The sequence below is a fragment of the Rhodomicrobium lacus genome, assembly GCF_003992725.1.
GTDB lineage: Bacteria > Pseudomonadota > Alphaproteobacteria > Rhizobiales > Rhodomicrobiaceae > Rhodomicrobium > Rhodomicrobium lacus.
Genome location: NZ_RZNF01000004.1, coordinates 117,384 through 138,915, shown reverse-complemented (window position 1 = coordinate 138,915; position 21,532 = coordinate 117,384). Strand labels below are relative to the sequence as shown.

The following is a 21,532-nucleotide window of genomic DNA, read 5'->3' as shown; positions in this document are numbered from 1 at the left end:
CAGATCCCTACCTGAAGGAACTTGCCTTGACGCCATTCTTCGACCGGCCGCGTCTTCTCATGACGCTGACTACGATCTTCTGGGCGGGAAACTTCGTTCTCGGGCGCGCAATCGCGGGGCATGTTCCGCCGATTACGCTGGCCTGTTTGCGCTGGACGCTGGCGACGCTGATCTTTCTGCCATTTGCGTGGGCACATCTCAAGCGCGATGGTGCCGCGATCCGCGAGCACTGGGCCATTCTCCTGTTTCTGGGCGCGATCGGGGCGGGGGCCTACAATACGCTGTCCTATATCGGCCTGACCTCGACGGAGGCGCTCAACGGGCTCGTGCTCAACGCGGCTGGGCCGATGTTCATTGCGCTTTCCGCATGGGCGCTGTTCGGCGACCGCATCGGGCGGTTGCAGATCGTGGGTCTGGCGTCGGGCTTCGTGGGCGTGCTCATCGTCATCGCGAAAGGGGACCTCGCGTCTCTCGCGTCGTTTCGCTTCAACCCCGGCGACGTGTTCATCATCTCGTCGATGCTGTCCTGGGCGATCTACACGGCCTGCGTGAGATTGCGGCCGAGTATCAGCTGGCAGAGCTTCAATTTCGTGACCTACGCCGTGGCGGCGGTCGGCAATGCACCTTTCATGGCCTGGGAATGGAGCGCGGGCTATCGGCCCGTTTGGGACGAAGCGGCTGCGGCGGCCATCATCTACGTGTCGATTTTTCCGAGCATTCTGGCCTACGTCTTTTATAACCGCTCGGTCGAACTCATGGGCGCGGCGAACACGGGCCTTTTCCTGTTCCTCGTGCCGGTGTTCGGAGCGCTGCTGGCGACACTCGCGCTCGGCGAACAGCTTCACCTGTTCCACGCGGCGGGCTTCGCGCTCATCGTGGCAGGCGTGTTGCTCGGCACCCGGAAAAAGCGGGAGGCCGTCGCCGTAAAGGCGTGACGGCCTCTCAATGGTTGGATGCCGACTTCACGTCAGCAGCAGCGAAAGCGGCCCTTGCCCTTGTAGCGGGCGTCCTGCCGTTCTTTGAAAAACTCCTCCCACGACATGACGGGCTCGCCCGGATGGCGGGCGCGTCGATGTTCGAGATAGGTCTCGTAGTCGGGGATGCCGACCATGAGACGGGCGGTCTGGGCCGCCATTTTCCAGAAACCGGCTTTCTGCTGCATGACGCGCTTCCTGTCTCCCGTTACTCGGCCGCTCTCGGCAGCGGACCGCCGCCGATCTCGATGGCGGTCGGCTTCGGCGAGCCGAGCGCGCGCCACATGGCGACGACACCGAAGACCACCATCGATGCGACGACGAGCACGAACAGGCCCGACATGACCGCGTCGACGTAGTTGTTGAAGATGATCTGGTTCATCTGCCCGACCGACTTCGCAGGCGCGAGGATCTTGCCTTCCGCGAGCGCGGTCTCGAAGCGAGCCGCCTGCGCGAGGAAGCCGATCTTCGGATCGGGGTGGAACAGCTTCTGGAGGCCCGCCGTCATGGTGCAGACGAGCAGCCATGTCGTCGGGATCAGCGTGACCCACGCGTAACGCTCGCGCTTCATCTTGAACAGGACGACGGTGCACAGGATCAGCGCGATGGCGGCGAGCATCTGGTTCGAGATGCCGAACAGCGGCCACAGCGTGTTGATGCCGCCCATCGGGTCGACCACGCCCTGATAGAGGAAGTATCCCCAGGCCGAAACCGCGAGCGCGGAGCCAATGACGTTGTTCGCCCAGCTTTCCGTGTTCTTGAAGCGTGGAACGACGCTGCCGATGCTGTCCTGGATCATGAAACGGGCGACGCGCGTACCGGCATCCACCGTCGTCAGGATGAACAGGGCCTCGAACAGGATCGCGAAGTGATACCAGATGCCCATCATGGTCTGGCCGCCGAGGAAGCCCGCGAGGATCTGCGCCATGCCGACGGCGAGCGTCGGCGCGCCGCCCGTGCGCGACAGAAGCGTGGTTTCGCCGACATCCTTGGCGAGCTGTGTCAGGTGATCGGGCGTGACGACAAAGCCCCAGTTCGAAATTACCTGCGCGGCGCTCACGGCATCGGTGCCGATCAGCGCGGCGGGGCTGTTCATGGCGAAATACACGCCGGGATGCAGGACCGTGGCGGCAATCATCGCCATGATGGCCACGAAGGATTCAGCCAGCATCGCGCCGTAGCCGATGAAGCGGATCTGGCTTTCGTTTTCGATCATCTTCGGCGTCGTGCCGGATGAGATCAGTGAGTGAAAGCCCGACACCGCGCCGCAGGCGATGGTGATGAAAAGGAAGGGGAAGAGGCTGCCCGCCCAGACGGGGCCCGTGCCGTCGACGAATTGCGTGACGGCCGGCATTTCGAGATTGGGCCGCACGATCAGGATGCCGATGGCGAGCAATCCCATGGTGCCGATCTTGAGGAAGGTGGAGAGATAGTCGCGCGGCGCGAGCAGCAGCCACACAGGCAGAACGGACGCAACGAAGCCGTAGCCTATGATGCAGAGCGCCAGTTGCTCGCCGGAGAGGGTGAAGTAATGCGCGAGCGCGGGATCTTCCGCGACGACCTTGCCATACATGAGCGCCGCGAGCAGAAGCGCGATGCCGATGAGGGACATTTCGCCGATGCGACCGACTCGCAGGAACCGCGAGTAAACGCCCATGAAGAGTGCGATCGGTATCGTGGCGAACACCGTGAACGTGCCCCAGGGCGAGCCGACAAGCGCCTTCACCACAACGAGGGCCAGCACCGCGAGCAGGATAATCATGATCAGCAGCACGCCGATCAGCGCGATGCCGCCGGCGACCGGCCCCATCTCCGAGCGCACCATGTCGCCGAGCGAGCGCCCGTCGCGGCGTGTCGAGAAGAACAGGATGATCATGTCCTGCACGGCTCCTGCGAACACGACGCCGACGAGGATCCATAGCGTGCCGGGGAGGTAGCCCATCTGGGCGGCGAGCACGGGGCCGACGAGGGGACCCGCGCCCGCGATGGCCGCGAAGTGATGGCCGAACAGCACGTAGCGGTTCGTCGGCACATAATCGAGGCCGTCGTTGTGCCGCCACGCGGGTGTCGGCCGGTTCGGATCGACGCGAAGCACACGACGCGCGATGAACAGCGCGTAGAAGCGATAGGCGATGAGATAGACGCAGAGAGCGGCGACCACGAGCCAGGCGGCGCTGATGGGTTCGCCGCGCGATAGCGCCACGACGCCGAGCGAGCCCGCCCCGACGATCGCCACCAGAAGCCACATCAAGATCTGTCTGATCGATAAGGAAGCGCCAGCTTGGGTGCTCATTTTTTCCTCCCGGTGCCGCATCATTAGGCGGTTCCTTTTGCCCTTTTGCCGCTCTTGCGAATATGACAAACGGCCGCATCATTGCGCAAGAAAGGATAAAGTCGGACGACTGTGCATCCGAGGCGCGTTTCCAGCGATCTAAAATTTCGTGATCGGTGGAAAATGCCCCGGAAGCAAGATCCGACGGCGCGTAACGGATCCGGGGGGAGGCTTGGGTCAACCCGCGAGTCGTGCCGTGACATACATCCAAATCGGCGCGGCGGCGGCGAACAGGATCGAGGTCATCACGAGGGTGGAAGCCGCAGCCTGCATGTAGGTCTGGAAGCGAATGGCAATAATGACGCCGCTCATCGCGGACGGCAGCGCGGCAAGCAGAACGACTTCGCGGAGCTTGTCGCCCGACATGCCGAACCAGAGGCCCACGCCGAGCATCGTGGCGGGCATGAGCACGAGCTTGACGAGGGTATTCCAGCCAACCTCCACATTGAATTGAAACTTGTGCTGGGCAAGCGTCAGCCCCGCCGCGAAGCAAGACACCCCCGATGTTGCGTGCCCAATAAGTTCAAGCATCGGCTGTGCTTCGGACGGCACGCGAAGTCCGCCCAGCACGAGCAGGACAGCGAGGATCGGCGCGATCACCACCGGCTGCTTGACGGCATCGACCAGGGCAGCCGCGGGCTTCGTGCCCGAGGGCGCGACACAGAAGATGCCGAACGGAACCTGAAGCACGTTGACGACGAGCGACATGATCGCGACGCTCAGGGCCGAGGCGGCCCCGAAGATCGGAGCGAGCACCGCGATGCCGAGGAAGCCCACCGTCGGGGCACTGGCGCTTAGGCTCGCGATCGCGCTTTCTCCGCGGGTGTGCTTGAAGACGCCCTTCGCTACGACGAAGGAGATCAAGGTCCATCCCAAAAGCACGATCAGGCTTGAGTAAAGCAGCGACAGGTCGGATAGCAGCGTTTCGCGTGTCGATTTGACGATGGAGGCGAAGAGGGTTGCCGGCAGCGCGTAATTCAGCACAAGTTTGCCGAAGCCCGCTGTCTGTTCTGGCGAGAAGGCGAGGCTTCTTCCGCCCCAGTAGCCGAGGAACAGAACAAAGAAGATCGATGCAACGTCTTGAAAGATTTCGGTAAACATGAATGCCGCTCCAGCACGCGACTAAGCGCTTCCGCAGAAGGTGACGGGCCTGCTGCTTCGAGCGCGGTGAAAATGTCAGAGGCAGAAGAAAGGGGAGCGGCGCCGAGCGCGCCGCCCATGGAGCTTGTCAGCGGGTGATGGGGCTTGGCTCGCGCCGGAGCGCCTCGATGAACGTGTCGTCGACATTGAGATGACCGCGGACGAGGTCCGGCGGCGTCAGCGCCAGCCACTGGTTGAGCGAGATGTCGCTGTCGTGCGGGCTGTTGAACACGTTGACGAACCGCACCGGCGTGTTGCCGATGTTCTCCACATAGTGCGCCATGGTGCGCGGCACGAAGCCGACATCGCCCGCGCCATAGTTGAAGGTGCGGGCCTTGTCGGTCGCATCGAACACGGTCACGCGGGCCAGGCCCGAAAGGTAATAGGTCCACTCGTCGGCGTCGGTGTGCCAGTGGATCTCGCGGAGCCCGCCCGGCTCAAGCTCGATGACATGCGCCGACAGCGTCGTTTCCGGAAAGATGCTCGCATCGATCGTCTTGATCGTGCCGCCGGGGAAGCGATCCGGCTTCAGGTTCGAGGCGTGATAGGTGTAGGGCCGTTTCGGCGGTCTGTCGGGAAGCTGTGCGCGGACGACGTCGAGCGGAGCGGGCACCGGCAGGCGGAAGATGTACTTTTCGGATTTTGGTATGTTCGCGAAATGCTCCTCGCCGACGCCGAAATTCTTCGCGATGACGCTTCGCGGCGTGTGTGCAAAGAGTTCGGTGACGAGAAGCGTCTCGTTTTCGGAGAAAGCGCCGTCGTCGAAGACGAGAAGGAATTCCGTGCCTTCTCCGAGGCCCTGGATCGAGTGGGGGATACCGGCGGGAACGAGCCACATGTCGCCGGGCGAGAGGTCGTCGATAAAGACGCTGTTCTGGGCGTCAACGACGGTCAGGCGCGCCTTGCCTTCGGTGATGTAGGACCATTCGGCTTCCTTGTGCCAGTGAAGCTCGCGCACCACGCCGGGCCCGAGCCGCATGTTGACGCCCGCCATCGACTTCGCCACGGGAAGCTCGCGCACCGTGATCTCGCGCGCCCAGCCGCCGTCTTCGAGCCGGTTATGCGCGAGCGAGAACGAGAATTTGAGGTTGGGAAGCGAGCCGTGGTCCGTCTCCGGTGGCGTGAAGATATCCGGATTTTGCAGGTCCAGTTCGACGTTGCGCGGACCGGGATCGGTTGCGCCCTTATCCCCTCTGATTGGTTGCGGAGTCGAAATGGTATCCATGCCTGCTCTCCTGAATCGGTGCCTGTTGCGGACATTGTAATTTTCAGGAGAAAAGCGCGCGTTATGGAACAGGTAGCGAAAGGTAAACGCAGGTAAAGGACGTCTTAACCAGTTGCATCCGTCACTTGGAGATCTTTCTTGAGCGCGTAGAGAAGGTCGAGAGCTTCCCGCGGAGAAAGACTGTCCACGTCGAGCGCGCCAAGGCGCTCAAGCACGGGATGCGGCGCGTCTGCCGCGTGATGCGCGGCGGGAGCGGAAAACAGCGGCATGTCGGTGGGCAGTGTCAGCGGTCCGTGCGGCCCCGCGCCCGCTTCGAGTTGTGCGAGGATCTGCTTTGCGCGTGTCACCACCTGCTTCGGCACGCCCGCAAGCTTCGCGGCCTGAACGCCATAGGAGCGGTTCGCCGGGCCGAACTCCACGGCGTGCAGGAAAACGATGGTGTCCTTCCATTCCGTGACCGCCATGCGGACGTTTCCCGCGCGCGGCAGGTCGTCGGCAAGGCGTGTCAGCTCGTGATAGTGCGTCGCGACGAGGCCCCGGCATCGGGTTTCGTCGTGGAGATGTTCGAGCACGGCCCAGGCGATGGAAAGGCCGTCGAAAGTGGCCGTGCCGCGCCCGATCTCGTCGAGGATGACGAGGCTCCGCTCGGTTGCACGGTTGAGGATCGCGGCGGTCTCCGTCATCTCGACCATGAACGTCGAGCGCCCGCGCGCGAGGTCGTCCGCCGCGCCGATACGCGCAAAGAGCCGATCCGCCACGCCGATATGCGCCGAGGTCGCGGGCACGTAAGAGCCCATCTGCGCGAGCACGGCAATCAGCGCATTCTGGCGGAGATAGGTGGATTTGCCGGCCATGTTCGGGCCGGTGACGACGAGGAAACCCGGTGCGCGCTCGCCCGCCCCATCGAGGCGGCAATCATTGCCGATGAAGGCGCCGCCCTCGCGGACAAGCGCCTGCTCCACTGCGGGATGACGTCCGCCTTCGACGAGAAATGCGCGGGATGTGTCGACACGCGGCCGCACATAATTCTGCGCCTGTGCGATCTCGGCGAGGCCGCCGACGCAGTCGAGGCAGGCGAGCGCCTGCGCCGCGCGAGCGATGGCGTCTTCCTGTTCGAGCACGGCGTCGGAAAGCTCGGCGAAAAGCGTCTGCTCGCGCGCCAGAGCGTCGCCCTGCGCGGTGAGGATGCGACTTTCCAGCGCTGCGAGTTCGTCTGTGGTGAAGCGAACGGCGCTTGCCAGCGTCTGCTTATGCCGGAACAAGGCGGAATGCGGCTCGCTCATGAGCGCGGAAGCCTGCCCGGGGCTCACCTCGATGAAATAGCCGAAGACGTTATTATACTGGATCTTCAGCGTCTTGACGCCGGTCCGGGCGGCATAGTCGGCTTGCAGCTTCGCGAGCACGATTTTGCTGCTCGATGCAAGCTCGCGAAGCTCGTCGAGCGCGGCGTCGAAACCGGCCGCGATATAGCCGCTGTCTCTGGTCAGGAGGGGCACGACGCTGACGAGGGCGCGGTCGAGCTTTCGCGCCAGCCTTCCCCCCAGCTCATCACCTGTGAACGCGGCAAGCGCGGCCGTCGCTTCCTTCAGATGCGTGGGCTGTGCCGGAGACGCGGCGAGCAGGGCGGCCACTTCGCTGCCCGCGCGCAGACCGTCGCGGATCGCGCCGAGATCGCGCGGACCGCCGCGTTTGAGCTTCAGCCGCGACAGCGCGCGGCTCATGTCGGGCGCGGTCTTGAGAATATGGCGGATGCGCTCGCGCAAGGCCCAGTCCTCGATCAGCGCCGCCACCGCGTCGAGCCGTTCGTTGACGAGGCTCGCGTCGGCGGAGGGCGAGACGAGGCGGCTCATGAGTTCGCGCGCGCCCGCCGCTGTCACCGTGCGGTCGATGGCGGAGAAAACCGTCGGCGCGCCTTCGTTCTTCGGGCGCACGAGTTCGAGGCTCGCGCGCGTCGCCGCGTCGATGGCCATGAGGCGGGCGGGTTCGTCCCGGCGCGGCGGGCGAAGGGCAGGGCGTTCGCCCATCTGGGTGAGGTTAACATAATGCAGGAGCGCGCCAATGGCGGTGAGGTCGCCGTCCGTGAAATCGCCGAGCCCGTCGAGTGCGGCCACCTCGAACGCTTCCCTCAGCGCGCGCTCGCCCTTGGCGCGGCCGAAGCAGGCCCGCGACAGCGGCGACAGCGCGGCCCCCGAAACCTCGGCGGCGGCCTTTGAAGCTTCGTCGCCAAGCTCGTCTTCCGCGATGAGAACTTCGGCCGGACGCAGGCGCAGCAGCTCTCCGCCGAGGTCCGGCGCGGAAGCCTCGGACAGAAGGAATTCGCCCGTCGAGATGTCGAGAGCTGCGATGTGATAGCGCGCGGCCGCGCCCTTGCCCGCCTTTGCGAGCGCTACGAGGAAGTTGTTGCGGCCCGAGACGAGCAGCGCGTCCTCTGTAAGTGTGCCGGGCGTGACGAGCCGCACCACGTCGCGGCGCACGACGGCCTTCGGCCCGCGCTTCTTCGCAAGCTCCGGGTCTTCGAGCTGCTCGGCCACGGCCACGCGGAAGCCCTTCAGGATGAGCTTCTGCATGTAGTCGTCCGCGCGCGCGACGGGCACGCCGCACATGGGGATGTCCTCGCCCGCATGCTTGCCGCGCTTCGTAAGCTGGATGCCGAGCGCGCTCGCGGCCTTCACCGCGTCGTCGAAGAACAGCTCGAAGAAGTCGCCCATGCGATAGAACAGCAGGAAATCCGGGTTCTTCGCCTTGACGTCGAGATATTGCGCCATCATCGGCGTGGCGCGCGTTTCCGGGGCGCTATCAGGTGTGGCAGCCGCCATGTCATCGGCGTCTCTGCCCACCCAGCCTGTTCGCATTGCCGCTTCCCGCCCCATGGCAACTAACGCTCTCTCATCGATTCGCCTGTGAGGGACGAAGATTAACGGATGATGGCAGAAAAGAGAAACCGCGCTGTCCCGGTTCTCCAGAACACATGGTTGGGGGAACTTTGGAAGGCGCGACGGCGGGGGGGAGCTTAACGGTCACATTGTTCCGATTTGACGCCCAGCAGGCGGACATGCTGAGGCTGCGTGAAGTCGAACGCAGTGAAGTCGAACCGTTCCCGAACCTCCGAGAATCTTTGGATCAGCGCGTAGCAGCCGTCTTTGCTGAAGGATACCTCTTCCCACGCAAAAACGATGTCCGGTTCCGAAAAAGAAAATGTTTTCAAGCCTGTCGCGTCGACGCGCGCCAGTCTTTCCGGTTTGAATATACGCGCATCAGACTTGAGCAACGTAAAAGCGCATATTCCATATCTGCCATAGATAGTTTTTTTGCTATACAATCGCATAATTATCTGGACGCCGGCATCATTCAGCCAGTCGCGGCCATCTGTAGGTGTAGATAGGTCTACAAACCCTAATTCACCATCATCATTCCCCAAACTAGCAATATAGTGATTATCACATTTCGCAATTTCATTTGTGTAAAAATCAATTTTCTTATTAATGTATTTTTTCTTAATCCAGGTATTACCGTCATATTGTAATTCAGTTATTTTATCGCCTTCATCAATAAATACATAATCGTTTGATAGGAATTCACGATATGTGTTACCAGAAATGAACACTTTCATCTCTTTCAACACATCGGGTCCATCGATCAGCGCCGGCATTTCCGGCAGGATCATGCTCTCCCCATCCGGCGAAAGAAGCGAATTAACTCCAGAGACTGAATAAGGTAAATGTTTCGGAATTTTATACGATGCCCTCTCTTTATCCTTTGAAACAAATAGAATGCTCTCTGAGACATTCAGAGCTGCAACGGTCCTGCCATCGTCGGAGCAGGACAGCGACCGCTCGTCCGGCCCTTCTGGGAAGCTGCCTATCGAAGTTTCGGCACCGTTCAGGTCCTTCTTCATTATTGAGGTCAGACGCTGAGAGATGTCGTATTTGAAATAGATGACCGCAGGCTCCTTATCGTAGCAAAACCTCGCAATGCCGCGGTGCGGAAATTCCCATATCGTTACGAGGCTGCCATCTGAGCCGCGATCTGCGGAGGGTCTGGAAATAGCAGTCTCCCAGGAAGCCGGGAGCTGCTGTTCGTGACCAGCCGTCACGGTAATGGACAGAGAAAGCGCCGCAAAAATACTGGTTGCCAGCCTTGGATGGATCGCTCTGCGAAGTATTTTGGCGGAGAATTTCCGCGCAATGTGATTTTCTATATGCAACTTGCTCATGCAATCTCCATCGGTTTCGGGCCTGCGAAACGAATTGATGGAGCGTAGCGGCCGGGATCAAGCAACCGTCCGAAATGGTCAGCGAATAATGCTTGTGGCGAGCATGCCGAGAGCATTCCTAGACCCCGCCAGCGATGCCTAGCGTTCGGCGCCCTTCTCCAGCACGACCTTCTGATACAGCCCGCCGAAATACTCCGATCGCCGCACTTTTGCGTTACGCCATGCTTCCGGCATGAAGATGCGCAGATCGCTGCTCCAAAGCTCCTTCGCGAAGGGTTCGAGTCGGCCGATCACCGGATACCAGATCCAGCGGGCGGGATGCCAGAGGCGCGGCTTCGCGTAGTCCACGATGACGAGCTTGCCGCCGGGCTTCAGCACGCGCAGCGCATGGGCGAGCGTCGCCTCGCGCACGTCGCGCGGCATCTCGTGCAGGAGGAAGAACAGAAGCACGCGGTCGAAGCTTGCATCCGCGAAGGGGAGGCTGGCCGAGCTTGAGGCTGTGAGGCTTACAGGCGCATCCTCCGGCAGCTTCGCGCGGAGGTTTTTCAACTGCACCGGAAGCGCGTCCACCACGTCGAGCGTGCCGCCGCCTGCCTTTGCGCGCTCCGCGATCCGCGCCGAAAGGTCGCCATAGACGCAGGCGATCTGAAGTGTCGCGCCGGGAAGCTTCTCACCGAATTCGTCAAGCGCCGCCTCGCGCAGGGACTGGTAGTTGCCCCACAGGATGAGGTCGATCAGCCACTGCCGCTCAAATATGCGGACTGCCGCCGGATGGACATAGGTCCACCAGTAGTACTTTTGCAGGTAGGCCGGGGGAGTGTAAGTGCCCTCCACCTCAAACCCCTGATTTTTCTGGTGAAAAACCCCACTGCCGGATGCAGCGCGCGAGGTTATGGCTGGCGCTTCCGCGCTCGTCGTCGAGGTGATTGGCATCGCCCAAAATTTAGACACCGGTAGGGTTTCCTGCAAGTGAACGCCTCGCGAAGGTGTCGCATAGTGTCGAAAATGCCGCAACTAAAGTCGTACAGCGGGAGGAAGCGTCAGCGTCACGCGCGTACCTGCGTCGGAGGAGGATTCGAGTTCGAGCGTCGCTTTCGCGTTTTCCTTCAGCGTCTGCACGATGAGAGCGCCAAGGTTGCCCTTTTCCGGCCATTTAGTTTCGGGCGGAAGGCCCACGCCGTCGTCGGCCACCACCACGCGGCCGCCATCGTCGCCGCCGAGACATTCGATTGTGATCGAGCCGCTTTCGCGGCCCTTGAAGGCGTGTTTCAGCGCGTTGGTCAGGAGTTCGTTAACGACAAGGCCGACCGGCATCGCGACGTTGACCGATACAGGAAAGACGTCGACCTTGAGTTCGAGGCGCACGCCTTCGATCGCGTGAGAGCGCATGACAGCGCTTGCGAGCTGGCTGATGTACGCGCCGAGATCCACCTCGTCGCCTTCGGGCTTCGCGTTCAGGAAGCTGTAGAGAATGGCGAGCGCTTCGATACGCCCGGCGAGCCGGTTGAGCGGTTCCTTCCCTTCGGGCCAGTGGCGCGCCTCCAGCCTTATCAGCGCCGTGATGAGCTGAAGGTTGTTTTTCACGCGGTGCTGAAGTTCCAGCAGCGCAAGTTCCTGGTCGCCGAGCGATTTGCCGAAATCGATTTCGGGATTGTCGTCCGCGATATAGGCGGTGACGTCGATCAGCGCGACGAGCCGGAACGCGGGCTCGCCATCGTCGCCCACGATGACGGCCGAATAGACATCGGCCTTCGCCGTCTCCCCGTCGGGCCGGGCAATGCCGAAAACGCCGACGTGGTCGGCGCTTTCGTTCATGATCGCGGCCAAAAGGTCGCGTTCGCCGTTTTCCGAAACTTCGGCGAGCACGTCCCAAGTTTTTCCGGTCACGGCAGAGAGCGGAACCCCGGCGATCTTTTCGAAAGCGGGGTTCGCATAAATGATGCGCTCGTCTCCGTCCGTCGCGCCGACGAGAAGCGCGATCGGCATCTTGTCGAGGAATTGCTGGAAGCGATCGTCATGAAGCGCTTCCGCAAGATCGGGCATGTCGAGGAGTTCTTCAACCTGCGTTTTGTCCGTATCCGGCATGATGCGCGGATGTTCTCCCTCGTTAGCGGAAACACGTCAGAACAACGCGCCAATGTTCAGTTCAAGCTGTTAGAAAAAAGGTGCGGGTTCGTCCCTCATATAGGCGCTTTAAACGGTAATTCCGATGTTTGCAACTGCTGAACATCTTCGTTCCCGTTAACATGGACCGCGAGGGACTGGCCCGTTTCATTTTCAAAGCAAAGATGAGGCCAACGCGGCGGCCCGCTGCCCTCTCGCTCGATCCGCAGCGAGCAGCGGTTTGCCTGCCATTCGCGCAGGACGGTGAGGATGCAGGGCGGCGATGTGGGATCGAGGACGCTTTCGCCGTCATCGTCGAAGATCGGAAGGGACAGCTTGCCGTCGCCGCCGGGAAAGAAGCGAAGAGTCAGCGGGCCGGTTTGCCAGGAGGGCGACGGGCCGAGCGACAGCACGGCTCCGGCGCGAACAAAGGCGGGTGCGCGGCCGAGCGGCGCGTCCACCGTGTGCCAGCCCGGCGCAAAATGCGCGCCGCCGTGAAGCGCATGCCAGCCGCCCGATGTATCGGGCAACCAGACACGCCGTTCGCGCCCGCCCGCCTCCACGACGGGCGCCACGAGCAAATCCGCGCCCAGCATGAAAGCGTCGTGTTCGACATACGCTTCAGCTTCGTCGGGAAAATCGTAGAAAAGCGGCCTCAGGATCGGCTCGTGATATGCATGCGCACGCCAGAGTAGCGTATACAGCAGCGGGACAAGCCGCTCACGAAGCTCGAACGCCTCGCGAACGAGCGGCAGAAGCTCAGGGTACATCCATGGCTCGTTGACGCTGCCATCGTCGTTCCACGAGTGAATGCTGAACCTCGGCCAGAACACGCCCTGTTCGATCCACCGCATGAACAATTCCGGTTCCGGCTTCGGGCCTGCGAAGCCGCCGACGTCGTGGCCGAAATTATAGAGGCCCGACAGGCTGAGGCCATGCCCCATGCGAAGGTTATAGCGCAGCGTTTTCCACGAGGTGGCGTTGTCGCCCGTCCATGTCTGCGCATAGCGCTGAAGGCCGGGGCCGCCCGATCGCGAGACGAGGAAGGGCCGTTTGCGGGGCGCGTGCTCGCGTTGCGCGCGCTCCGACGCGCGAAGCATCAGGTTCGTCTGCACGGGGCGCAGGCAGGCCATCTTGCCGCCGCGCCAGTTCACGTCCGCGCGCGTCTCGCCGTCCCATATCTCGAATTCATTGTTGTCGTTCCACGTCGCCGCGATGCCGTGGCTGAGAAGCTGTTCCTTGACCTGCGCCGTCCACCAGGCGCTCGTCTCGGGATTGGTGAAGTCGAGATAAGCGGCTTTACCAGACCAGAACTGCGCGGCATGGGGGCGTTCGCTCTCCGCCTCGCGAACGAAACCGCCGAAGCGCTCGACATCGGCGAAACGCGGGTGATCCATCAGCATTGCGGGCTTCACGTTGGCGATGAGCCTGACGCCGCTCGCGTTGAAAGCGGCGGCGACACGCGCCGGGTTCGGAAAGCGCGTTCTGTCCCATGAGAAGACGTAGCGCCCTTCGCCGCGCTTTGTATAGCCGGACGAGAGATGGAACGAGCCGCAGGGCAGGGCGTGTTCGTGGATCTGCGCGAGGAAGCCCGTGAGTTGCCGCTCGGCATCTGGTGCTTCCGTGTAGTGCATCGTCGAGCCGGAATAGGAGAGCGACCAGCGCGGCGGCATCGCGGTGCGCCCTGTCAGCGCGGTGAAAGCGGGCGTGATGTCGCTCGCCGAGCCCCCGAAAAACAGCCACAGATCGAGGTCGCCGTCTTCGGCCTCGAAGCTCGTGAACGGGCCGTGATAGGCGTCGATTTCCTGCCCCATGTCGAAGGCGGCATGGCTGAGATTGTCGTAGAAAAGTCCGGCGGCCGGTGCGCTCGCGCCGGGGTGCAACACCAGGAAGAACGGGATGTGTTTGTAAAGCGGATCGGACGTCTCCGCGTCGTAACCCATCGCGTCGGTGGTGCGCATACGGAGGCGGCGGCCGCGCTTGTTGGCGTCGCCTGTCTTTTCGCCGAAGCCGTAATAGCCCGCCGCCGGATCGCCGGCGAGATAATGCACGAAGCGGTTGCCTCGCTCGTCGAACAGATAGGCTTGCGTCTGGCGATCCTTGAGCGCCACGCGGAACGGCTCGTCTTCGCGCTCCCGGAAAGACCACGTCAGGCCAAGCGGCGCGCGGCGGATTTCGGCGCGTATCAGCGCCGTCTCGATGACGATTGCGCGTGGCGTCTCATCGGCTGCGAGGATCGGCTCCACGTCAAGCCCCGTCGCGTCGAGCCGGTCGCGGCCATCGATGGCGTCGTCGCCCGAAAGCTCGGGCGAGAGCGACCATGTCCGAGGCGAGCGAAGGCCCAGAGGCCGCGTCACCAGAAGCCGCGCCGTCCGCGCTCCATGGAAGGAAAGTGTGAGCCGATAGCCGCGCTCAAGTTCCATCTCGGCCCGGTTTCCCGATGCCGAGAGAAGGGTTCCACCCGTCAACACCCGCATGCGCCGACCGTGGATCTGGAAAATGGCCGCATCGCGGCCTAGCCCTGCAACAGCCCTCTCTTGCGAAGCCACGCCTCGAAAAGCGCGGGCCACGTCTCGCTCTCCGTGCCCGGCCGTCCCATTCCAAAGCCGTGCCCTCCGCTGGCGAAGTGGTGGAAATCGACCGGAACGCCCTGCCGCTTGCAGGCTTCCGCGAGGAGGGACGTGTTCGCGGGCTTCGCTATCGTGTCGTCCCGCGCCTGAGCCAGAAACATCGGCGGACAGTGCGCCCGGACATGCGTCTCGACGGACCATTCCGCGCCTTCGGCCCGCGACGGGTGGCGGCCGATCAGCTCTCGTCGCGTCGACGTGTCGTCATAGGGCGGAAGCAGCGTCACGACGGGATAGAGGAGCGCCGCCGCATCGGGTCTGGCCGACACGCGGCTTGCCTCATCGTCGAGATCGTACGAGCGAAAAGCGGACCGTGCCGCGGCGAGGCCCAGCAGATGGCCGCCCGCTGAAAAGCCCAGCACACCGATGCGTTGCGGATCGGTCGCGACGCCGGCCCTGCCGCTCCGTACGAGCTGGATCGCACGTCGTGCGTCCTGAAGCGGGGCGAGGGGACCGCCGAGCCAGCCCTCACGCGGAAGGCGATAATAGAGAACGAATGCCGTGATCCCGCGATCCGTAAGCCAGCGCGCGGCGGGGCCGGCCTCGTGGGCGATTTCGATCCGTTTGTAGCCGCCGCCGCCCGCCACGATGACGGCAGTCCCGTTCGGGCGCTCCGGTGCGAAGACGTCGAGAAAGGGCAGGGCGATGTTGGTGATCGCGCCCGGGTGGCTTTCTTCAGGTTCACCGCGCGGGCCGCCACCGTCGGGTGGATCACCCGACCAGAGGGGGACGGTTGTTCGGCCTGAAGCGCGGACGTTCGAAAAGCCGGGCAAAAGGGCCGCGGCAGCTGCTCCGGCGAGGAATGTACGGCGTTTCAGCATGGGTGCAGCCTCGATGCATGCGGCCTCGGGATGATCGCGAATTGGGGCGAAAACGGGCGGGTCTCTATCACGTTTCGCTTAACGCATCGGCGGCGGTGCGGACGGCCCAGCGCAGGCGCGCCGAGCGCGCACGGGGGTTTGCGGCCACTTCATCCTCGGAGGGCTCGACGCCGTGGCGGTCGCGAAGCTCGAAGGTCGGCGCGGTGACGTCCCCGGCGTCAGGGATGTAGCGCGATGCTTTGGCGCGCTTGCCCGAGCGCTCCGCCAGGAAGCGCTTCACGATGCGATCTTCGAGGGAATGAAAGCTCACCACGACGAGCCGCCCGCCGGGTTCGAGCATCCGTTCGGCCGCTTCGAGCGCGCGCGTGAGCTCGCCGAGTTCGTCGTTCACATAAAGGCGCAGCGCCTGAAAGCTGCGTGTTGCAGGGTGCTTCGGATCGCCTGGCCTGTGACCGAGCACGCGCGCGATGAGCGCCGCGAGCTGACCCGTGCGCTCGAAGGGCGCCGTCTCGCGATCCTTCACGATGGCGGCGGCGATGGCCCGCGAGCGGCGCTCCTCGCCAAGCGTATAAAGGATGTCGGCGATGGCGTCTTTCTCATAGGTGTTGACGACATCGGCGGCGGAAAGGCCGCTCGCCGACATGCGCATGTCGAGCGGGCCGTCTCGCATGAAGGAGAAGCCGCGCTCCGCCTCGTCGAGTTGCATGGAGGAAACGCCGAGATCGAGCACGACGCCGTCAACGCTCTTCCAGCCGATGGCGTGGGCGGCGTCTTCCATCTCGGAAAAGGGCGTTTCGGCGAGTTTCAACCGGCCCGCAAAGCCGGCTTCGAGTGCGCAACCCGCCGCTATTGCGGTCGGGTCGCGGTCGAGGCCGAGCACGTCGCAATGCGCGGCCTCAAGGATGGCGCGGGCATAGCCGCCCGCGCCAAAGGTGCCGTCAATGAAGCGTTCCCCCACCCCTGGATGCAACGCTTCCAGCACTTCCCTCAGTAGCACCGGAATGTGACGGACCGGTCCGCTGTCGGGAGACGGGCCCTCTACCGGCCTCCCGCGATCCGCCACATCCCTGTTGCCCCCACGTTTGCGCCGCTTCATCAGCGGCTCCCCGCGCCGAGCTCTTTGCGAAGCGCAAGCGCCTGTTCGCGCGCGCGTTCACGAAACTTGCTGTAAGCCTCTGGTTCCCAGATCTGAAACTTGTTGCCAAGGCCGACGAAAACCGCCGTCTCTGTAATTCCGGCATGATCGCGCAGCCGCTTCGGCAACACAGTTCGCCCGTCCGGGTCGATCTTGAGCTTTTCGCACTCGCCGAAATAGACGAGTTCGAGTGCTTCGCGAAGGGCGCTGCCCGTTGGCTGCCGCCCGACAATTCCCTTGATTTCTTCGACCAACCGAGAGCCTCCAGCCTCGATCGTAGCGTAGTCGAGATGCGGGTAGCAGTGAATTTCGCTCGTGCCTTCCTGGGCAAGGATAGCGCGGAATGGCGCAGGAATAGCGACGCGCCCGCGTTGGTCAACCTTGCTGTCGATGCGCGAAGCAAATTCATCCATCCCTCAAATCCACGCCTCCGTCCGAAACGCACACTGCGACGGCTCGCGCATCTTGTGCCGTGGCAAATCGTTAACCGAAACCCGCTATTACCCATAAATACCCAGACGACAAAAAACCAGAGTGGCACACAAACTATCGACTTTAACGGGCAGTCTGCGACTTAAAATTGCAAAAATGAGCCTGTAAACGTCCATTCAGTGCGAAAAGCGGATGGATCGGAGGGAGAAACCTTGCCGTGCTGTGGCCTTGCCCGGCGAAAGCTGTTTTCTCTCCCTCCGAATCGCCCCCTTCCGAACGGGCATTTATGGGATAACATGGGTAATTGTGGGCGTCAACAGACGGCTATCGCGCGTTGCAGAAAGGTAAGGAAAACGTGAACCGCGAGCGCGATACGGAATAGCGGCGCGCCGGGGTGGCGTTTGAGCACCAGAGCTTGCGTTTGACGCGTGGGCTCGATGGCGTGTGCGCCCTGCGTGGGCCTCGGCTGGGGTGGCGCGATGCCCGTCGGAGCGCAGTGATCTGGCGCAACGGGCACAACAAAGGCGTCGACTAAGTCACTGAAATATATCAGTATTTTTATAGAAAACGGCAAGGGAGCATTATAAGCCCCGGCCTGCGATCAGACACGTTTCTTCACGCGAACCCTGCTTTCACCCTCGCGTTGGCTACGAAGGTCGGCGGCGCTTCACTTACTGCAAATCGCCGATGTCGCGGTAATGGTCCAGCGCGTCGGGGTTCGCGAGCGCCTCGGTGTTCTTGACCGCGCGGCCATGCACGATGTCGCGCACGGCGATTTCGGTGATCTTGCCCGACTTGGTGCGCGGGATGTCCGGCACCTGCACGATGACGGCGGGCACATGGCGAGGGCTCGCGCCGTGGCGGATCTTCGCCTTGATCTTCTGTTTCAACCCTTCGTCGAGCACGGCGCCCGCGTTCAGCACCACGAACAGCACGACGCGCACGTCGTTGTCCCAGTCCTGCCCGATGACGATGGCTTCCTTGATCTCCTCAAGCTGTTCCACCTGCCGGTAAATTTCCGCCGTGCCGATGCGCACGCCGCCGGGGTTGAGCGTGGCGTCGGAACGGCCATGAATGACGATGCCGCCATTCTCGGTCCATTCCGCGAAATCGCCATGGTGCCAGAGGCCGGGGAAGCGGTCGAAATAGGCGTTGTGGTATTTGGTGCCGTCGGCGTCGTTCCAGAAATAGACCGGGATCGACGGGAAGGGCTTCAGGCACACGAGTTCGCCCTTGCCATGATCGAGATGGCGCCCTTCATCGTCGAACACATCGACCGCCATGCCGAGGCCCGGCCCCTGGATTTCGCCGCGCCAGACGGGCGAAAGCGGATTGCCGAGCACGAAGCAGCCGCCGATATCCGTCCCGCCCGAGATCGAGGCGAGATGCACGTCGGGTTTTATGGCGTCGTAGACGTAGTCGAAGCTTTCCGGCGCGAGCGGCGAGCCGGTCGAGGTGATCATGCGCACGCTCGAGAGCTTGTGCGTGTCACGCGGGCGAAGCCCCGCCTTCTTCAGGGAGTCGATGTATTTCGCCGAGGTGCCAAAGATGTCGATGCCGACTTCGTCCGCGAGGTCGAACAGCACGTTGCCGCCGGGATGGAAGGGCGAGCCGTCATAGAGCACGAGCGTTGCGCCCGTGGCGAGCCCCGCGACGAGCCAGTTCCACATCATCCAGCCGCAGGTGGTGAAATAGAAGAGCTTTTCGCCGTCGCGCAGGTCGCAGTGAAGCTGATGCTCCTTCATCTGCTGCATGAGGACGCCGCCCGCGGAATGCACGATGCATTTCGGCGTGCCGGTCGTGCCGGAGGAATAGAGGATATAGAGCGGGTGCGAGAAGGGCAGCCGCGTGAATTCGACATCCGTTGCGGGATGCGAGGCAAGCACCTCGTTCCAGTCGCGCGCCTTCGGACACGCCGCCGCAACGTCGCCCGTCCGGCCGAGATAGGGCACGATCCACGCCTGTTCGATGCTCGGAATTTTGGCGACGATCTCCGCCACCTTGTCGCCGGTGAAGAGCGTCTTGCCCGCGTAATAATAGCCGTCGCAGGCGATGAAGAGCTTCGGCTCGATCTGCCCGAAGCGGTCGAGCACGCCCTGCACCCCGAAATCGGGCGAGGCGCTCGACCAGATCGCACCGAGCGAAGACGCGGCGAGCAACGCGATGATGGCTTCCGGCATGTTCGGGATCAGCGCCGCCACGCGATCCCCTTCGCCGATGCCTGCGGCGCGCATGGCCTGTTGCGCGCTCGACACCGCCGCGTGAAGCTCGGCCCACGACAGGGTGCGCGCGACCTTGTCCTCGCCCCGGAAGATCAGCGCGGGCGTGTCGCCATGCTTGCGGAGCAGGTTTTCGGCGAAATTCAACCGCGCGCCCTCTAAGAAGCGCGATGTCTCGAATGTGTCGCCTTGCACGAAAATCGGGCCGTCGCCGCGCTCCCCGACGACTCCCATGAAGTCCCAGGCTCGCGCCCAGAAGGCTTCCGTCTCGCGCACGGAGTAGGCGTGGATGTCCGCGTAGGTGCGAAGATCGAGGCCATCCGCCTCGTTCACCTCCGCGATGAAACGCGCCAGACGCGAGTTTTCCACGGACTTTTGCGAAGGGGACCAAAGCGGTGGCAATTTCATGTGCAGTCTCCGATGCAAAGACTCGCCAGCGTCACAAAGTGTTTTTAAACCTTGATGCTCACCCGTTTGGATGAGCGGGTGAAGCATGTGCGCTGTGGCGCATGAAACTTCAGCTTCACGGTTTTCCTCACCTGCTTCAAGATGTATCAGATTACGCAAAAAGTTCGATATGTTTTGAAGAGTCTGGCGCTTTGCGGGCTCTGCGCCGGGGTCGCGCTGATCCTTTTTGCAATATCGATTCCGCGGTTTCTCGACGGCGATGTCGCGCGTAAAAGCTTCGTGAAGGCACTTGCCGCCTGGAGTGGCGGCAAGGTCACTCTGACGGGGCAGCTTCGTGTCGCCAGTTTTGCCTCGCTCTCCCTGGAGGCGAGCGGTGTTCGCTTTCATGACGCGCCCGGGCTCGATCCGGTGCTGCGCGGTCGCGCCGAAACCGTCACGGCCTTGGTGAATTTGCGATCCCTCCTTCTCGGCGATCTCGAATATAGAAAGTTCGTCGTGTCATCGCCCCAATTCGTCCTGAAACGCCAGTCACGCGGCGGCGCGGCGGACGAATTCGCGGCGGCGCGGCTTGCCTTGACCCTCGTTGACCGCAGCAGCCTTCCGGACATCGAACTTCGCAATCCTGTGTTCTATGTCGCCGACCGCGACTTTCGTCCCTACAGGCGGATCACCTTCGAGCGTATCGCGTTAAAGCGGCCGAACCCGACGGAAGCCGGATCTTTCGCGCTGGGTCTGCACAAGCCGGGTTTCGACTTCGCCTTTCAGGGCGAGCGCAACGGGGATAGCGTTTCCGGCCAAGTAAGGCTCAAGACGACAGGAGAGTGCCCGCCCGCGGCTAATCTCCTTGCGGCGCTGACGCCTTGGGAAGCCGCGAGCGCCTTTTCCCTTAAGGGCGATCTGACTTGGTCGCGTGATCGGGTCTCCCTCGACGAGGCGTCCTTTTCGTTCGGCGACCGAACCGCGAGGGGGGCACTCGCATTTTATGTTTCGGACAATCGGGCGCGGATCGAAGGCACGCTCGCTTACGATACGCTGGACGTGACGCCCATGTGGACGGCGGCGCGGGCGGCGGGCACGCAGCCTTTCGACAAGGGCAACCCGGCAGGGGCATCGGGCGGCGTCTTTATCCCCGCAACCAATGAACGGCGCGCGGTCGACCTCGACATACGGCTCTCCGCCGATCGCCTGCGCGCCGGCGGCTTGGAAGCCGGCCCGGTCGCACTGGCTGTGACGGCGCGGAGCGGGCATCTTTCCGTGGACGTTGCGGAGTTGGCGCTTTTCGGCGGCAATGCAATCGCCCGCGTGGAGATCGACCCCGCGCGGCCGGGCGCGATGTCGGTGACCGGCACGGCGAAGCGGCTTGACGCCGGCGCGCTTGCGTCGGCGCTGCAACTGCCGCTGTCGGTTCGTGGACCGGCCACCCTGCGTCTGGGTTTGAATGTGCCGCTCGGCGGCGAGGGCGCGCTGCCCGAAACGGGCGCCGCATCCGGCAGCTTCGCGCTTCTGTTCCCGCTCGGCGGATCGCTCGACGGCGTGGCGGGGCGCGCGCTCGACGCGGCGGTGACGGGTGCGGACCTCCTCGCGGCCGGTCGTCAGAGGTTTCCTTTCGCAGCGGCACGCATCGATGGCAGGCTGACAGGCGGGGCCGTCGATCTCGACGTCCAGGGGCAACATGACGGGCAGAAGATCGAGGGCAAGCTCAGGATCGCGTTGCCCGATGCGGCTGTGAGCGGCACGCTGTCTTCCCATCGCGAGGAAGCGCCCGTTTCGGCTGGCGGCGCCGTCTCGAAAGGCGGTCTGGCGTCCGCATTCTCGTCGAAGCTCGTGCTCTCGGGCACCGCTGCGGCACCGATCCTGTCATCGCATCAGGGCAGCCTTTCCAACTGAAGGCCCCCCCGGAGGG

General features: G+C 63.0%; 15 protein-coding genes. 2 read left to right on the top strand and 13 right to left on the bottom strand.

Annotation, left to right across the window (positions count from 1 at the left end; translation table 11 throughout):
• The first annotated feature begins 26 nt into the window (after positions 1-26).
• A complete protein-coding gene (locus tag EK416_RS06905; RefSeq protein ID WP_127076776.1) occupies positions 27-935 on the top strand; it encodes a DMT family transporter in 909 nt (302 codons plus the stop codon).
• Between the two features lie 32 nt (positions 936-967).
• Here the strand turns inward: EK416_RS06905 and EK416_RS06900 are convergent, their stop codons facing one another.
• The 13 genes from EK416_RS06900 to EK416_RS06840 all read right to left on the bottom strand — a co-directional run bounded on the left by EK416_RS06900 (position 968) and on the right by EK416_RS06840 (position 19,629).
• Entirely contained in the window at positions 968-1,162 is a 195-nt protein-coding gene (locus EK416_RS06900; protein WP_127076775.1) for a YbdD/YjiX family protein, read from the bottom strand.
• Between the two features lie 20 nt (positions 1,163-1,182).
• Positions 1,183-3,267, bottom strand: a complete 2,085-nt coding sequence (locus EK416_RS06895; RefSeq protein WP_127076774.1) for a carbon starvation CstA family protein — start codon at positions 3,265-3,267, stop codon at positions 1,183-1,185.
• Positions 3,268-3,483: 216 nt separating this feature from the next.
• Complete coding sequence (locus tag EK416_RS06890; RefSeq protein ID WP_127076773.1) at positions 3,484-4,407, bottom strand: AEC family transporter; 924 nt, start codon at positions 4,405-4,407, stop codon at positions 3,484-3,486.
• Positions 4,408-4,534: 127 nt separating this feature from the next.
• Entirely contained in the window at positions 4,535-5,671 is a 1,137-nt protein-coding gene (locus EK416_RS06885; protein ID WP_127076772.1) for a cupin domain-containing protein, read from the bottom strand.
• Between the two features lie 104 nt (positions 5,672-5,775).
• A complete protein-coding gene (gene mutS / locus EK416_RS06880; protein ID WP_127076771.1) occupies positions 5,776-8,487 on the bottom strand; it encodes a DNA mismatch repair protein MutS in 2,712 nt (903 codons plus the stop codon).
• Between the two features lie 194 nt (positions 8,488-8,681).
• Positions 8,682-9,884 carry a hypothetical protein gene (locus EK416_RS06875; RefSeq protein WP_127076770.1) on the bottom strand — a complete coding sequence of 401 codons (1,203 nt, stop codon included), beginning with the start codon at positions 9,882-9,884 and terminating at the stop codon, positions 8,682-8,684.
• Positions 9,885-10,022: 138 nt separating this feature from the next.
• Complete coding sequence (gene rquA / locus EK416_RS06870; RefSeq protein ID WP_127076837.1) at positions 10,023-10,817, bottom strand: rhodoquinone biosynthesis methyltransferase RquA; 795 nt, start codon at positions 10,815-10,817, stop codon at positions 10,023-10,025.
• A gap of 81 nt (positions 10,818-10,898) precedes the next feature.
• Entirely contained in the window at positions 10,899-11,969 is a 1,071-nt protein-coding gene (locus EK416_RS06865; RefSeq protein WP_127076769.1) for a sensor histidine kinase, read from the bottom strand.
• Between the two features lie 95 nt (positions 11,970-12,064).
• Positions 12,065-14,557, bottom strand: coding sequence for a glycoside hydrolase family 31 protein (locus EK416_RS06860; RefSeq protein WP_127076768.1), 2,493 nt, complete (start codon positions 14,555-14,557; stop codon positions 12,065-12,067).
• The gene (locus tag EK416_RS06855; RefSeq protein WP_127076767.1) at positions 14,503-15,435 is read right to left on the bottom strand and encodes an alpha/beta hydrolase; all 933 of its coding nucleotides are present in this window, start codon (positions 15,433-15,435) and stop codon (positions 14,503-14,505) included. The genes EK416_RS06860 and EK416_RS06855 overlap by 55 nt, the downstream gene beginning before the upstream one ends.
• 67 nt (positions 15,436-15,502) lie before the next feature.
• Positions 15,503-16,531 carry a 16S rRNA (cytosine(1402)-N(4))-methyltransferase RsmH gene (gene rsmH, locus EK416_RS06850; RefSeq protein WP_127076766.1) on the bottom strand — a complete coding sequence of 343 codons (1,029 nt, stop codon included), beginning with the start codon at positions 16,529-16,531 and terminating at the stop codon, positions 15,503-15,505.
• Positions 16,531-16,983 carry a division/cell wall cluster transcriptional repressor MraZ gene (locus tag EK416_RS06845; RefSeq protein ID WP_127076765.1) on the bottom strand — a complete coding sequence of 151 codons (453 nt, stop codon included), beginning with the start codon at positions 16,981-16,983 and terminating at the stop codon, positions 16,531-16,533. The genes rsmH and EK416_RS06845 overlap by 1 nt, the downstream gene beginning before the upstream one ends.
• Before the next feature lie 690 nt (positions 16,984-17,673).
• Positions 17,674-19,629 (bottom strand): acetoacetate--CoA ligase, encoded by a 1,956-nt coding sequence (locus tag EK416_RS06840; RefSeq protein ID WP_127076764.1) that lies wholly within the window; start codon positions 19,627-19,629, stop codon positions 17,674-17,676.
• A 279-nt stretch (positions 19,630-19,908) separates the two neighbouring features.
• Here EK416_RS06840 and EK416_RS06835 point away from each other — a divergent pair, with 279 nt between their 5' ends.
• Positions 19,909-21,516: an AsmA family protein gene (locus EK416_RS06835; protein ID WP_127076763.1), complete on the top strand. Its 1,608-nt coding sequence runs from the start codon at positions 19,909-19,911 to the stop codon at positions 21,514-21,516.
• Positions 21,517-21,532 lie beyond the last annotated feature (16 nt).

What these genes read in the sequence shown, in the direction of transcription:
- EK416_RS06900 (WP_127076775.1), bottom strand. Translation starts at nt 1,162, where the DNA reads ATGCAGCAGAAAGCCGGTTTCTGGAAAATGGCGGCCCAGACCGCCCGT.
- EK416_RS06895 (WP_127076774.1), bottom strand. Translation starts at nt 3,267, where the DNA reads ATGAGCACCCAAGCTGGCGCTTCCTTATCGATCAGACAGATCTTGATG.
- EK416_RS06890 (WP_127076773.1), bottom strand. Translation starts at nt 4,407, where the DNA reads ATGTTTACCGAAATCTTTCAAGACGTTGCATCGATCTTCTTTGTTCTG.
- EK416_RS06885 (WP_127076772.1), bottom strand. Translation starts at nt 5,671, where the DNA reads ATGGATACCATTTCGACTCCGCAACCAATCAGAGGGGATAAGGGCGCA.
- mutS (WP_127076771.1), bottom strand. Translation starts at nt 8,487, where the DNA reads ATGGCGGCTGCCACACCTGATAGCGCCCCGGAAACGCGCGCCACGCCG.
- EK416_RS06875 (WP_127076770.1), bottom strand. Translation starts at nt 9,884, where the DNA reads ATGAGCAAGTTGCATATAGAAAATCACATTGCGCGGAAATTCTCCGCC.
- rquA (WP_127076837.1), bottom strand. Translation starts at nt 10,817, where the DNA reads ATGCCAATCACCTCGACGACGAGCGCGGAAGCGCCAGCCATAACCTCG.
- EK416_RS06865 (WP_127076769.1), bottom strand. Translation starts at nt 11,969, where the DNA reads ATGCCGGATACGGACAAAACGCAGGTTGAAGAACTCCTCGACATGCCC.
- EK416_RS06855 (WP_127076767.1), bottom strand. Translation starts at nt 15,435, where the DNA reads ATGCTGAAACGCCGTACATTCCTCGCCGGAGCAGCTGCCGCGGCCCTT.
- rsmH (WP_127076766.1), bottom strand. Translation starts at nt 16,531, where the DNA reads ATGAAGCGGCGCAAACGTGGGGGCAACAGGGATGTGGCGGATCGCGGG.
- EK416_RS06845 (WP_127076765.1), bottom strand. Translation starts at nt 16,983, where the DNA reads ATGGATGAATTTGCTTCGCGCATCGACAGCAAGGTTGACCAACGCGGG.
- EK416_RS06840 (WP_127076764.1), bottom strand. Translation starts at nt 19,629, where the DNA reads ATGAAATTGCCACCGCTTTGGTCCCCTTCGCAAAAGTCCGTGGAAAAC.